We start from the raw sequence: 13,142 nt of genomic DNA, 5'->3' as shown, positions 1-13,142 counted from the left end.
CCTAAGGTGACGAGCCGGGTGACCCGGTCGGAGAGTCGCCGCCGCGCAGCGCCCCGAGCGCCTCGCGGACGAGCGCGGCGACCTGGTCGGTCTCCGTGAGGAAGCCGTCGTGACCGCTGCGGGAGTGGATGACGCGCAGCGGCGCGCCGGTGAACACGGCGATCTCCTGCTGCAGCCGCAGCGGGTAGAGCCGGTCGGAGTCGACGCCCGCGACGGTGAACGGCACCGGGCAGGCGCGCAGCGCCGCGGCGAACCCGCCGCGGCCCCGTCCGACGTCCTGAGTCATCATCGCCCGGGTCAGGGCGACGTAGGTGCCGGCGTCGAACCGACGGGCCAGCTTGCCGGCGTGATGGTCGAGGTAGGAGGCCACCTCGAACTGCCCGTCCGGGCGGGTCCGGGTGGCGAAGCGGTCCTCCAGCTCCTCCTCGCTGCGGTAGCTGATCTGGGCCATCCGGCGGGCCAGGCCCATCCCCGCGGCGGGCCCCTGCGCCGCCGGCAGGCGGTGGTAGTCGCCGCCGTGCCAGCCCGGGTCGTCGATGATCGCGCGCACCTGCACCGCGTACAGCCCGATCTGCTCCGCCGTCGCGGTGGCGCCGCAGGCCAGCACCACGACCCGCCCGACCCGGTCGGGATGGCCGACGGCCCACTCCAACGCCCGCATCCCGCCCATCGACCCGCCGACCACCGCTGCCCAGCGCCGCACGCCCAGGGCGTCGGCGACCGCCACCTCGGCGGAGACCTGATCGGCGATGGTGATCTCGGGCCAGCGACCGCCCCAGGGATGGCCGTCCGGTGCGGTGGTGGCCGGACCGGTCGTGCCCTGGCAGCCGCCCAGGACGTTGGGGCTGACGACGAACAGCCGCTCGGTGTCGAGCGCCCGGCCCGGCCCGATCAGCCCATCCCACCAGCCCGCGCTCGGATGGCCCGGTTNGGCGGGACCGGCGGCGTGGCTGTCCCCGGTGAGCGCGTGCAGGACCAGCACCGCGTTGCTGGCCGCGGCGTCCAGGCGCCCCCAGGTCTCGTACGCCACCCGCACCCCCGGCAGCACCCCGCCGCGCTCCAGGCGCAGCGGGCCGGGCAGCTCGGCGAACCGCCGCCGCCCGACCGGGTCGACGCCCGCCCGCCACGCCCCGGAGACGGCCGGTGCCCGGTCACCCGCCGGCACGCCGCCACGTGGATCGGCCGTGGTCGGATCGGGGGAGGCCGGGCCGGGGGAGGCCGGGCCGGGGGAGGCCGGTGGCGGCGCCGGTCCGGTCGGCGGGGCCGGACCGGCGCCCCCCGGCTCAGCTCTTGGCGGCACGGAACCCCGCGTCGAGGTCGGCGAGGATGTCGTCGATCCCCTCGATGCCGACCGACAGCCGGATCAGGTCGGGGGTGACCCCGGTCGCGGCCTGCTCGGCCTCGGTGAGCTGGGAGTGTGTCGTCGTCGCCGGGTGGATGATCAGCGAGCGCGCGTCGCCGACGTTGGCCAGGTGACTGAACAGCTCGACTCCCTCGACGAACTTCCGCCCGGCCGCGGCCCCGCCGGCGATGCCGAACGACAGGATCGCCCCCGCGCCGCGGGGCAGCACCTGCTGCGCCCGGGAGTACCACTTCGACGACGGCAGCCCGGGATAGGTCACCCAGCTCACCTCGTCGCGCGCCTCGAGCCACTCGGCCACCCGCTGGGCGTTCGCGGTGTGCCGCTCGACCCGCAGCGACAGCGTCTCCAGCCCCTGCAGCAGCAGGAACGAGGTGAACGGGGAGATCGAGGCGCCGATGTCGCGCAGGAGCTGCACGCGGGCCTTGGCGATGTAGGAGCCGTGGCCGAGCGCCTCCCAGTAGACCAGTCCGTGGTAGCTCGGGTCGGGCGTGGTGAAGTTCGCGAACCGGCCGGACGCGCCGAAGTCGAACCGGCCGCCGTCGACGATGACGCCGCCGATCGCCGTGCCGTGGCCGCCGATGAACTTCGTCGCCGAGTGCACGACGATGTCCGCGCCGTGCTCCAGCGGGCGGTACAGGTACGGGGTGGCCAGTGTGTTGTCGATGATGAGCGGGATGCCGTGGGCGTGGGCGACCTCGGACACCCCGGCGGTGTCGAGGACGTCGCCGCGCGGGTTGCCGATCGTCTCGCCGTAGAACGCCTTCGTGTTCGGGCGGACGGCGTCGCGCCATTCCTCCAGGTCGTCCGGGTCCGCGATGAAGGTGACCTCGATGCCGAGCTTCGGCAGCGTGTAGTGGAACAGGTTGTACGTCCCGCCGTACAGGCTGGACGACGACACCACGTGGTCGCCGGCCTCGGCGAGGTTGAGGATCGCCAGCGTCTCGGCGGCCTGCCCGGACGCGAGCGCCAGCGCCCCGACGCCGCCCTCCAGGGCGGTGATGCGCTGCTCGAACACGTCCTGCGTCGGGTTCCCGATCCGGGTGTAGATGTTGCCGGGCTCGCCGAGCGCGAACAGGGCGGCCGCGTGGTCGGTGTCGCGGAAGACGTAGCTCGTCGTCTGGTAGATCGGCACCGCCCTGGCGCCGGTCGTCGGGTCGGGCTGCGCGCCCGCGTGGATCTGCTGAGTCTCGAACGACCAGCTCTCGGCACTCATTGGGTGACTCTCCCCGTGTCGGTGTGGTGCGGCTGCACTGCGCTGTGGCCGCGTTGCGGCATTGGCTGTGGTGGAACATCGGCTGTGGTGGAACGCCGCCGGCGGGNGGAACGTCGCCGACGGTGGGTCGTCGCCGACGGTGGGTCGTCGCCTGCGGTGGGTCGTCGCCTGCGGTGGGGCGTCGGGTGCGGGCGGCATGATGCCGGGCTTGGCGGGCCGCCGTCCACCGTCAGGGACGTGACGCGGTTGTGACGCGGACGTGACCTGGGTATGCGGCGGCCCGTGGCCGGACGCGGGCCACGGCGGTCACCGGAGCCGGCGCGGCCAGGGCTGGTGGGCGGGATGCCGACGAACGGTCGCGGCGAAAGGGCCCGGTCAGCGACCGGAGGACGCCACGACGGGGGCGGCGCCGCGAGGCCGGCGGACGGCCGGGACGCCGGAGTCCGGGCACCCCACGGAACATCGCACGGCGGCGCGAAACCGTCCCCGATGTCCGACGTGTGACCTCACAGTTGACGACGCTAGCAGCGCGACGCCCCGTTGTCTGCGCCCGGCCGGCCGAAATGGCGCTGGTATTCATGATTGCTGATCTGGAGCGCACCCGCCACCGGTGGGACGGCCGGGACGGGCGACAGTAGAAGGATGGCTGGACTCCTCCTTGGCCCCATCCAACGCCACCCGGACGTCTCCCGCGTCGCCGTCTGGGTGGAGACCGACGCCGCGTGCGAGGTGCTGGTCGCCCTTCCGCCGCAGGTGGTGGGCGAGGGAGAGGGGGACCCGGGTCCGGGCGACCCTGGTCCACTCGGACGGGTCGCGGGCCGCGCGTCGACGTTCGAGGTGGCCGGGCACCACTACGGCCTAATCGTCGCGGACGGTCTTGTGCCCGGGGAGCCGGTTCCGTACGAGGTGTGGCTGGCCGGGGCCGCGGCGCCTCCCCTGCGGGTGTGGCCCGAGCCCGGGGCGCCCCCGAGCCTGCTGCGGCCGGTCGGCGGCGGCGAACCGGTGCGCATCGTCTTCGGCTCCTGCCGGGTCACCGCGCCGCAGGAGCCGCCGTACACCCTGAACGCCGACGACGACAGCCAGGGCCTGGGCACGGACGCGCTGCACGCGCTCGCGCTGGAGCTGCCCACCCGCGACCCCGCCACCTGGCCCGGCGCCCTGCTGCTGCTGGGCGACCAGGTCTACGCCGACCACGTCTCCCCGCAGACCGCCGCGCGGATCCGGCGGCGACGCGACGTCACCGCTCCCCCGGGGGAGGAGATCGCCGACTTCGAGGAGTACACCTGGCTCTACCAGGAGGCCTGGTCGCAGCCGGAGATCCGCTGGCTGCTGTCCACGGTCCCCACCGCCATGATTTTCGATGATCACGACGTGCGCGACGACTGGAACATCTCCGCGGCGTGGCGCGCGCAGATCAGGACCGAGCCCTGGTGGGACGCGCGGATCACCGGCGGGATCATGGCCTACTGGCTGTACCAGCACCTGGGCAACCTGACACCGGACGAGCGTGACCGCGATCCGGTTCACCGAGCCGTCATCGCGGCCGGCCAACCCGGCCCAGACGGCCTCAGCGGCCCCGGCCCGTCCGCGGAGGACCTGCTGCGCGCCTTCGCCCGGCGTTCCGACGCCGACGCCGACCGAGCCGTCCCCGACCACCCCCACCCCACGGACCCCCACCCCACGGACCCCACCGAGCCCGAGCAGGCCGAGGTCGACGCCCAGGCCGAGGCCGACCTGGGCGTCGTCGAACCGCGGGAGCGGTCGGTGCGGTGGAGCTTCCGCTGGGATCTGGGCCGGACCCGGCTGGTCGTGATCGACTCGCGGGCGACGCGGGTCGTCGCGGCGGACGGCACGCGGGCGATGGTCGACGCCGCCGAGTGGGCCTGGGTGTGCCGGCAGACCGAGCACACCGGCGAGGTCGACCATCTGCTGCTCGGCACGTCGGTGCCGTACCTGCTCAGCCCGCTGATCCACAACGTCGAGGCGGCCAACGAGCAGATCGCGGCGGGCCGGTGGGGCCGCCGCGCCGCCGAGGTGGCCGAGCGGCTGCGCCAGGCGCTCGATCTCGAACACTGGGCGGCGTTCGGCGCGTCCTTCGACGCGATGACGGAGCTGCTGCGCGCCGTCAGCGCCGGCGAGCACGGCCCCGCCCCGGCCAGCGTCGTCGTGCTGTCGGGCGACGTGCACCACGCCTACCTCGCCCGAGCCGACCTGTCGAAGGTCGGGCCGGCCGGGGTCGACGTGCCGGTGTGGCAGGCGGTCTGCTCGCCGTTCCGCAACCCGCTCGGCCCCGGGATCCGCCGGATCGACGCCCTGTCCCGCCGGACCCCGTTCGCCGTGGCGTCGGGGGCGGTCGCGCGACTCGCCGGCGTGCCCCGGCGGGCGCTGCGCTGGACGGTGACCGACGGCCCCTGGTTCGACAGCCAGCTCGCCGTGCTGGAGCTCGAGGGCCGCACCGCGCGCCTGACCGTGTCGAAGACCGAGCCGGACGGCACCCCCGGCGGCCTCGACCCCGTCCTCGTCGCCGACCTCACCCCGTGACCCTCACCCCTGGACCCTGGAAGGGCTGCTGGGTGGTGGTCGCCCGAGGGGAGCCGACCACCCCCACCCTCATTTCTGGCGGAGATCGGGAAACGGCACGACGACCACGGCTGACCGGTCGTGGTCGATGGCGAGGCTGGCGCAGGGCAGACCGCGCGCCCATGGCCGGCCGAATCCGCTGTCGTCGACCGACCATGAGGAAAACCCGTAGGAATCCAGTGCTCGCCGGAGATCGGCCACGATCTCCGCGCGAGGACGGCAGCGATCCGCCGCTACCAGGCTGACCGCGTCGTGCTGGAAGGCGGCGAACCGCCGCCCCAGGTCAGAAACACCCGCGAACGGTCGCAGTCCCAGGGATCCGCAGGCGTCCTTGCGCGGGAACACGGCGATTCCCCCGTCGTCGCGCAGGCAGGCGGCTGCATCGCCACCAGACTCGAGCCCGGAGCGCCGCCACATCTCGAGACAGGCACCGACAGGATCGGCCGCGGCAGCACCACCGATGACAGCGGTATCGCTCTGAAGGCTGACGGCGGAATAGCAACCAACGGCGCTCGCCCGGTCGGCCAGGCCACCCGGTCGCAGGCCCCAGCCGGCCGCGGCTAGGCAGGTGACGACCACCACAGTGCCCGGGAGCAGCACCCGCCGTCGCCGCCACCACCGTTTCGGCGACGACCGCAGCGAAGCGGCGACGTAACGTTCGAGCAGAATCCGACGCTGCTCCAGCCGCTCCCCGGGAATCGACCGCGGCGGCGGAAGTTGCCCAAACTCCAGATCAGACATCTCGCGCCATTTCCTGACCGGGTAGGTCTCCCGTCGGACCGGCTACACCGGCAGGGAGATCCCAGGAGTCAGCCGCCGTCCGCACCTTTTTCAGCCGGCCGCGCGCCCGCGCCAACCGTGACCGCACCGTCCCCACCGGGATACCAAGCGCCACCGCGGCCTCCGCATAGGTCAGACCCTCCATCGCCACCAGTACGACGGCCTCCCGCATCCCGCGATCCAGCACCGCGAGCTCGTCCAGGACCGCCCGCATCCGCCGCTCGTCATCCAGCCGCGATACGACGTCGTCGGCATGGTCCGGCTCCGCGCGCGCCGGCGGCAGCCGGTACAGCGCCGCGTCGTACCGACGGGCGGCGCGCCGCTGGTTGCGCATCACGTTCGTCGCGACACCGAGCAGCCAGGACCGCAACGACCCCGACACCACCACCGCGTCGGACCGCCGCCGCCACGCCTCCAGGAAGACCACCGACGTCGCGTCCTCAGCCTCGCCCCACGACCCGAGACGGTGGAAGCAGTACGAGTGCACGACGCCCGCATGCGCCCTGAACAGCCGCCCGAACGCCGCGCCGTCCCCGCGGGCGGCCCGCGCCAGCAGTGCCTCGTCCGACTCGGACTCACCCGTCATCGCTGCCCCATACCGGTTATGTGTCCGCCCGGCGCCGTCCGGTTCCCGCAGCCCCACGAGAAGTGCACAGCAGCCCGGCGGGCGACCAGCCGGCGGTTGCGGTGCGTGCTGCACGGTCTGAACCCTGTAGGCCGTGCGTGTCGCACCGCAACGCGCGCCGCAACTGTGCGAAGGACCTGCTTGTCCAGGAGTGTCTAGGTGACGGCGAGTTCCGAGGCGAGGCCGGCGCGGGTGGCGAGTTCGACCGCGAGCTCGCGGGCGTGCGGCAGGATCGCGGGGACGTCGGCGGTGAGGATCTGCGCGCCGGCGACGATCCGTTCGCCGTCGACCCACACGCCGGCGATGTCCCGCGTACCCGCGCAGTACACGACGGCCTGGTAGGGGTCGTGCACGAACGCCATCGACGGGCTCGCCTCGGCGAACAGCACCAGGTCGGCGGCCTTGCCCACATCCAGGCTGCCGACGGTGTCGTCGAGGCCGAGCGCGCGGGCACCGCCGAGGGTCGCCATCCGCAGCACCGCCGGCGCGGTCAGGACGTCGGCCTGCTGGTGGTGCACCTTCTGCAACAGGGCCGCGGTCTTGACGGTCGCCAGCATGTCCTGGCTGTCGTTGCTGGCGGCGCCGTCCACCCCGAGGCCGACGGGCACCGAGTCCCGCAGCAGCCGCGGCACCTGGCATACCCCGCTGGCCAGGATCATGTTCGACACCGGGCAGTGCGCCACGGCGACCGCGTGCCGGCGCAGCAACGCGACGTCGTCGTCGGAGAGCCAGACGCAGTGCGCGGCGACGGTCTGCGCGTCGAGCAGGCCGAGGCGGGCGGCGACCTCGATGGAGCTGGCCCCGCGGGCCGTGCGCGACGCCGTCACCTCCTCCCGCACCTCGTGCAGGTGGACGTGCAGCCGGTCCGTCTCGGCCAGCAGCGACCGCGTGGCCGCGAGCAGCGTGTCGCTGCTGGACGGGATGGTGGCCAGGCCGACCCGGAACCGGGTGCGTCGGGAGGCCGCCGCGGCCTGGGCGAGTGCGTGGTGCTCGGCGACGATCCGGTCGACCGGGTAGCCGTGCGGGACGTCCGCCGGGCCGAACGAGACGTCCCCGCGCAGCCCGACGACGTCGAGCGCGTCGACGATCCCGGGGGTGATCGCCGGGGTGCCCGGCGCGGAGCAGAACATGTCCCCGACCGTCGTCACCCCCGACAGGGCCATCTCGGTCGCCTTGAGCAGGGTGCCCACGTAGGCCATGTCCCGGGTCAGGTGCGCCTCGATCGGCTCGACCACGTGGACGAACCACTCCCACAGCGTGTGGGTCTCCCCGATGCCGGTGACCAGGCCCTCCGAGAAGTGCCCGTGGCAGCTCACGAAGCCGGGGGTGAGGATCCCGCCGCCGTCGCCGAGGACCGGTAGGTCCGCGAACCGCGCCGCGATCGCGGCGTACCCGTCGACCGCGGCGATGCGCCCGTCGACCACCGCGACCGCACCGTCGCGCACGTGCCCGGCCGCGCCCATGGTCAGCACATGCCGGGCCCGCAGTACGAAGGTGGTCGGCTCGACGGCGGCGGGATCAGTCACTTCAGGCCTATGGTCTTGTCGATGTACTGGTTGGTGAACAGGCTGGCGGGGGTGAGTCCGCTGCGCACCGGCTTCTTCTGGCCGGCGTAGATCGGGGTCAGGATCTGGATCATCCGGTTGACCCGGCTCTGCTCCATGTCGCCGATCGTCGCGTTCGACCCGTTGGAGACCAGCCCGCGGTCCTTCATCGTCTGCACGGCGTACGCGGCGAGCCCCGGCGAGTAGTTCCACACCGAGGCGGCGTCCGCCTTGACCGCCTTGATGATGAGCCCGTTCGCCGTCTGCGGGTGGGCGAGGAAGTCGACCTGCGAGCGCTGCACGATCGGCACCAGCTTCTTCAGGCACGGGGCGAGCTTCGCCTCGTCGCCGGTGCGGACCGACAGGGCCTGGCCGTACACCGGGTAGCCGGTGTCGTTGACGAGCTGGAGGTTGACGTCGTAGCTGTGCCCGTCACCGAGCTCGTGCTTGTAGATGTAGGGCTCCGAGGTGGCGAAGCCGGCCTCGGCGATCTTGCCGTCCTCGGCGACCCAGCGTGACGGGGAGCCGTCGTAGCTGCCGTCGACCTGGCCCTGGCGCAGGATGCCGGCGCCGAGCAGGTACTGCATGTAGGCGTCGGTCTCGTAGTAGAGGACCTTGGTGTCGGTCTGCCCGATGTCGACCAGCGTCGTGAAGTTCGGATGCTTGCTCTTGTCCCACATGATCATCATGGGGGCCACCTCGAACGGCGCGAACACCGCCCTGGTCGGCTGGGAGGCCGAGTTCTGGATGGCCTCATCCGTGGAGACGATCCCCAGATTGATCGACTTGTCCACGTACATCTGGGCGCTGACCTGCTCGTACCCGATGGCCGCGCCGCCGAACCGGACCTCGATGTTGACCCCGGTGTCCTTGCCGCCGGAGACGAGGGAGCCGGTGATCCGCTTCTTGCCGGTGTCGACCTTCGCGTCCGGTCCGATCAGGTTGTACAGGAATCCGTACTCGGACTCGGCGAACCAGTCGGTCTGGACCACGACGGTGGCGGGGCAGGCGCCGGTCAGGTCGAGTGCGCCGCCGGACGCGACGGCCGGCGCCGCGGAGGTGGACCCCCCGCCGGTGGACCCGGCGGCGGACCCGCCGCCGGAGTCCCCGCTGCACGCCGTCAGGGTCAGGGCGAGCGCCGTGCCGAAGGCGACGGCGGCTCCTCGTCGGAAACGTCCCATGTTGCTCCTTCTCGTGAAGACCCCCGGGCTCGTGGAACCCCCCGCGGGCCGGGTGTGACACAGCTCCGCGGGCCGCCGGTGCCGCCGGGATCGACGGACGCGGCCACCCGCGGCGTCAGGGCGTCTCGGCGGCGTACCAGCGACCGGTGACCAGCCGGCTCAGCCAGCCGAAGAACGTGAACACGACGACTCCCAGCAGCGAGGCGAGGATGACCGCGCCGAACAGCTGCTGGGAGAGCAGTCGCGCCCGGTAAAGATCGATCAGGACGCCGATCCCCGGCTTGCCCTGCTTGAAGAAGAAGTCGCCGACGACCGCCCCCACGACGGACAGCCCGGCGGAGACCTGGAATCCGGCGAACGTCGCCGGCATCGCGGCCGGGAGCTGCAACGACACCAGCCGGCGCCAGCGGGGGATGCGGTGCAGCCGGAACAGGTCGAGCATGCTCTGGTCGACCGACCGCAGGCCGAACAGCGTGCTGCTGATCACCGGGAACAGGGCGATGAGGACGCAGACGATCACCCGGCTGAGGAAGCCGTAGCCGAACCAGAAGCCGATCAGCGGCACCATCGCCAGGGTGGGGATGGTCTGCAGGATCACCGCGTACGGGTACACCGACTTCTCGATCCACCGGGCCTGGCTCATCGCGATCGCCACGGCCATGCCCAGCCCGATCGACACCCCGAGGCCGATGAGCGCCACCGACGTCGACAGCCACAGCGCCCGCAGAAGCTGCGCGAGGTTGTGGCCGTCGAGGAAGGCGACGCGGACGACCGAGTCGGGACTGGGCAGCAGGAACCGGCGGTCCCGGTCGAGCACCACGAGGCTCACGAAGTACCAGACGCCGATGATGACCGCGAACAGGACGAGCGGGGCGAGGCGGTCGCGCCAGGTCGCCCGTGGCCGTCCCGTGCGCAGCGCCCGGCTCCCGCCGCGGACCAGGGCCGCCATCCGGCCCGCGCCGCGCCGTCCGTCGGGCGCGGGCACGGGTCCGCCTCCCTGACCGGGGGTCGTCGGCCCGCCGACGACCCCCGGCGCACTCACGCGGGCTCCCCGGCGCGCAGGCAGCGCGAGACCGCGGCGGTCAGGTGGGTGAAGTCGTCCCGAAAGCGCAGCTCCGCCGGGCGCGGAAAGCCGAACGGGACGGTGAATTCGGCGACCACCCGGCCGGGGCGCGGCGACATCACCAGGACCCGGGTCGACAGGAACACCGCCTCCGCGACCGAGTGGGTGACGAACAGAGCGGCACCGAAGCGGCGCAGCTCGAACAGTCGCAGCAGCTCGCCGCCGAGGCGCTCCCGGGAGATCTCGTCGAGGGCGCCGAACGGCTCGTCCAGCAGGAACAGGNCGGGGGNGAGCACCAGCGAGCGGGCGAGGGACACCCGCATCCGCATCCCGCCGGACAGCGAGCGGGGCCGGTGCCGCTCGAACCCGCCGAGCCCCACCAGATCGATGACCTCGGCGGCCCGCGGCCGGTACTCGGCGCGGGGCACGCCGGTCAGCTCGGCCAGCGTCTCCACGTTGCGCCGCACGCTGCGCCAGGGCAGCAGGGTCGGATCCTGGAAGACGTAGCTGATCCGGTCGGTCGACGGCGACACCGTGCCGGCGGTGGCCTCGGTCAGGCCGGACGCCAGCCGCAGCAGGGTGCTCTTGCCGCAGCCGGACGCGCCGACGATGCTCACGAACTCGCCGTCACGGACCGCCAGGTCGACCGGAGCGAGGGCCTGGGTGCCGTCCGGGTAGCGCTTCTCGACGCCGGTGAACGTCACCAGCGTCGGCGGGAGGTCGCCCGCCGCTCCGCCCGCTGCCCCGATCTCCTGGACCGTCCCGACGTCCTGGACCGCCCCGGCCTCCCCGCCTGGGCCGGCCTCGCGCGATTCGTTGCTGTATGTCCAAATATGATGCCGCATGACCCGTGGGCCTAACCGTTCCGTGCTCCGGTGGATGCCGCCCGTGTTCCCGATCCGGCCGAGGAGAGGGTGGTCGGTGCGGGGCTTCCCGGCGGCGGCCAATTGACCGATGTTGTGGCCAGGTCGCGCGGATAGACGACGGCGAAGGTTCCATCGGTGTCCTGTTCGACGGCCGTTGCGGAAAGTGTGTTCTGGTGGGTTCCGTCGAAACGGACACCGTTCCACGGCATGATGGTCGCGGCCCCCGGGAGATCGATCGCGACAAGTGCGGAGCGTATCCGTTCCCGTGCGGAACTGTCGGCGTCCTCGATTGCCTGGGCATAGATTGCCACCGCGGTGAAGGCGGTTGCCGCCTCCGCCGTCATCGCCGCCCCGAAGTCGTGCTGATAACGTTCGGTGACCGCCGCGGCGAGCGGGTTGGCGCGGGTGATGGGCAGCGACCACGGAACCTGCCTGCTCACCCGGCCCGCGAACCCGGGGATTGCGGCGAGCCGGGCGGCGTCCGCGGGGGCGCCGTAAACGACGACGGCAGGCGGCGTATACCCGGTGGCCTGGAACGCGTTTCCGAGCCTTTCCCCCGCGCCGGAGGCCGTCGCCACCAGGACGACGTCGGGCGCGGCGGTCTGGATCGCCCCCACCGCGGCGGTGGGATCGGTGTCACCGGGTTCGTAGGGCGCGCTCGCCACGATCTGGTAGCCGGCCTCCTCGCCGTACTCGGCGATGATCGAGTTCAGGTCGGTGCCGGTCGCGTCGTTGCTGTAGAGCACAGCCACCCGTCGACGCTCCTGGCCAGGCTGTTCGGCGTTGTGCAGCAGGGACAGGAAGGCGCCGCCGTAGTCCGCGGCGTCGGGTCCGGCCCGGAAGAACCAGCTCAGCCCGCGCTCGGTGAGTGCCGTGAACGCGGCGTCGCCGCTGAGGAACGGGGTCTGCAGTCGCTCGGCCCGCTGGCTGGCGTCCAAAGTGGCCTCGGCGCCGAACGCACCGACGATGCCGGCCACGCCGTCGTCGTTCACCAGGGTCGACGTACCGTCCGCCGCGCGTTGGCGGTCGCTTTTCGTGTCCAACGTCACAATCGATAGTCGGGCGTGACCGGCGGGCCCCCAGATTCGCCCGGCCGAGTATCCGGACCAGTCTTCTCCGGTGTTGATGAGACGGCTGGCGAGTTCCGCTCCCCGTTGGGCGTCACGGCCGGCTTCCGTGTTCCCACCCGTCAACGGGGCGAGAAGGCCGATCTTGACCTCGCCGGAAACCGCGGGCGGCCCGGGATTGTCGCCACCGCCGCAGCCCGCGAGTGCGGCGATGCAGAGCAGCGCAACACCCGCCGCGCCCGCCCTTCGAAAACCGTGGATCATCACGCTCCCCGTGCGCCCGGCTGGAGTGAGGGGTGAAAGCTACAGCGACCGCGACGACACTAGTGGTTTGACGCCGGTCAAGCGCAGCGGGGTTGGCTCATCCCGGACGATTGCGCGCCCGTTCGTCAAGTGACCCCGCTGGCAGTCGTGTCCGGTGCGCAAATAGCCTTTTGGTTCGCCAGCCGCGGCGACGCTGACCGTCATGCGGTCGGGTGCGCAGGGCCCCGCGCAGGGGCGGCGCTCCCCAGGCGCCGCCCGGGGTTCCGGGGTCGGGATTCGGGCGTTCGAGAGGCGGAGAGGTACGGGGCGCGTGATCGAGCCAGAAAGGGGCGGGACGTGACGGGAGAGCCGCCGGACACCTCCCGCGGGGTCCTCGACGGGGGCCGGGATCTCGCCGGGGTTCAGGGTCCAGACGGGGTTCAGGGTCCGGGTGTGGTGCAGGGTCTCGACCGGGGCCGGGATGGCGCCGGCGGCCGTGCGCGGCCCGTCGCCGCCCGCCCAGGTGCCGCGGCGGGCGCGATGACCGCCGCCACCGGTCCGCTGGCCCCCGGTCCCAGCCCCGCCCCCAGCCCCAGCTCCGGGCCCGGGCCCAGGCC

Annotated in this window: 9 protein-coding genes and 3 pseudogenes; 1 reads left to right on the top strand and 11 read right to left on the bottom strand. The window is 72.8% G+C overall.

Translation table 11 applies throughout. The annotated features are described in order from the left end of the window. Position 1: 1 nt before the first annotated feature. The 3 genes and pseudogenes from metX to FF36_RS06655 form a co-directional block, all read right to left on the bottom strand. Positions 2-930: pseudogene (gene metX / locus FF36_RS06660) on the bottom strand (homoserine O-acetyltransferase MetX); the annotation flags it as partial. A gap of 1 nt (position 931) precedes the next feature. Continuing rightward, positions 932-1,300, bottom strand: a pseudogene (locus FF36_RS37290) (homoserine O-acetyltransferase MetX); the annotation flags it as partial. Then, on the bottom strand, positions 1,284-2,576 hold the full coding sequence (locus tag FF36_RS06655; RefSeq protein ID WP_044884083.1) for a bifunctional o-acetylhomoserine/o-acetylserine sulfhydrylase: 1,293 nt from the start codon (positions 2,574-2,576) through the stop codon (positions 1,284-1,286). The gene FF36_RS06655 and the pseudogene FF36_RS37290, both read right to left, overlap by 17 nt. Before the next feature lie 642 nt (positions 2,577-3,218). Between FF36_RS06655 and FF36_RS06650 the strand changes: the two genes are divergently transcribed. Further along, a complete protein-coding gene (locus FF36_RS06650) occupies positions 3,219-5,117 on the top strand; it encodes an alkaline phosphatase D family protein (protein WP_044884082.1) in 1,899 nt (632 codons plus the stop codon). A 69-nt stretch (positions 5,118-5,186) separates the two neighbouring features. On the opposite strand, the gene FF36_RS06645 is transcribed toward FF36_RS06650, so the two are convergent. The 8 genes and pseudogenes from FF36_RS06645 to FF36_RS06615 form a co-directional block, all read right to left on the bottom strand. Then, a complete protein-coding gene (locus tag FF36_RS06645; protein WP_236706406.1) occupies positions 5,187-5,897 on the bottom strand; it encodes a hypothetical protein in 711 nt (236 codons plus the stop codon). Next, positions 5,890-6,522, bottom strand: a complete 633-nt coding sequence (locus FF36_RS06640; RefSeq protein ID WP_044884081.1) for an RNA polymerase sigma factor — start codon at positions 6,520-6,522, stop codon at positions 5,890-5,892. Before FF36_RS06640 ends, FF36_RS06645 begins: the two co-directional genes overlap by 8 nt. Positions 6,523-6,716: 194 nt before the next feature. Further along, complete coding sequence (locus FF36_RS06635) at positions 6,717-8,087, bottom strand: amidohydrolase family protein (RefSeq protein WP_236705807.1); 1,371 nt, start codon at positions 8,085-8,087, stop codon at positions 6,717-6,719. Continuing rightward, positions 8,084-9,286, bottom strand: a complete 1,203-nt coding sequence (locus FF36_RS06630; RefSeq protein WP_044884080.1) for a hypothetical protein — start codon at positions 9,284-9,286, stop codon at positions 8,084-8,086. Before FF36_RS06630 ends, FF36_RS06635 begins: the two co-directional genes overlap by 4 nt. A 115-nt stretch (positions 9,287-9,401) precedes the next feature. Then, on the bottom strand, positions 9,402-10,235 hold the full coding sequence (locus FF36_RS06625; RefSeq protein WP_082121745.1) for an ABC transporter permease: 834 nt from the start codon (positions 10,233-10,235) through the stop codon (positions 9,402-9,404). A gap of 89 nt (positions 10,236-10,324) precedes the next feature. Beyond that, positions 10,325-10,631: pseudogene (locus FF36_RS37285) on the bottom strand (ABC transporter ATP-binding protein); the annotation flags it as partial. Between the two features lie 8 nt (positions 10,632-10,639). After that, positions 10,640-11,194, bottom strand: a 555-nt coding sequence (locus tag FF36_RS37280) for an ABC transporter ATP-binding protein (protein WP_242422344.1), incomplete at its 3' end; no start/stop codon positions are given. Between the two features lie 11 nt (positions 11,195-11,205). After that, complete coding sequence (locus FF36_RS06615) at positions 11,206-12,546, bottom strand: ABC transporter substrate-binding protein (RefSeq protein ID WP_044884079.1); 1,341 nt, start codon at positions 12,544-12,546, stop codon at positions 11,206-11,208. Between the last annotated feature and the right edge of the window lie 596 nt (positions 12,547-13,142).

It is taken from the genome of Frankia torreyi (genome assembly GCF_000948395.1).
In the GTDB taxonomy this organism is placed as follows: domain Bacteria; phylum Actinomycetota; class Actinomycetes; order Frankiales; family Frankiaceae; genus Frankia; species Frankia torreyi.
The sequence above is the reverse complement of the archived record's forward strand: the minus strand, read 5'-3'. Positions and strand labels throughout refer to the sequence as shown.

Bases quoted from the DNA above. Each gene is read 5' to 3' on its own strand.
- FF36_RS06630 (WP_044884080.1), bottom strand. From the start codon at position 9,286: ATGGGACGTTTCCGACGAGGAGCCGCCGTCGCCTTCGGCACGGCGCTC.
- FF36_RS06640 (WP_044884081.1), bottom strand. From the start codon at position 6,522: ATGACGGGTGAGTCCGAGTCGGACGAGGCACTGCTGGCGCGGGCCGCC.
- FF36_RS06615 (WP_044884079.1), bottom strand. From the start codon at position 12,546: ATGATCCACGGTTTTCGAAGGGCGGGCGCGGCGGGTGTTGCGCTGCTC.
- FF36_RS06650 (WP_044884082.1), top strand. From the start codon at position 3,219: ATGGCTGGACTCCTCCTTGGCCCCATCCAACGCCACCCGGACGTCTCC.
- FF36_RS06645 (WP_236706406.1), bottom strand. From the start codon at position 5,897: ATGTCTGATCTGGAGTTTGGGCAACTTCCGCCGCCGCGGTCGATTCCC.
- FF36_RS06655 (WP_044884083.1), bottom strand. From the start codon at position 2,576: ATGAGTGCCGAGAGCTGGTCGTTCGAGACTCAGCAGATCCACGCGGGC.
- FF36_RS06625 (WP_082121745.1), bottom strand. From the start codon at position 10,235: ATGGCGGCCCTGGTCCGCGGCGGGAGCCGGGCGCTGCGCACGGGACGG.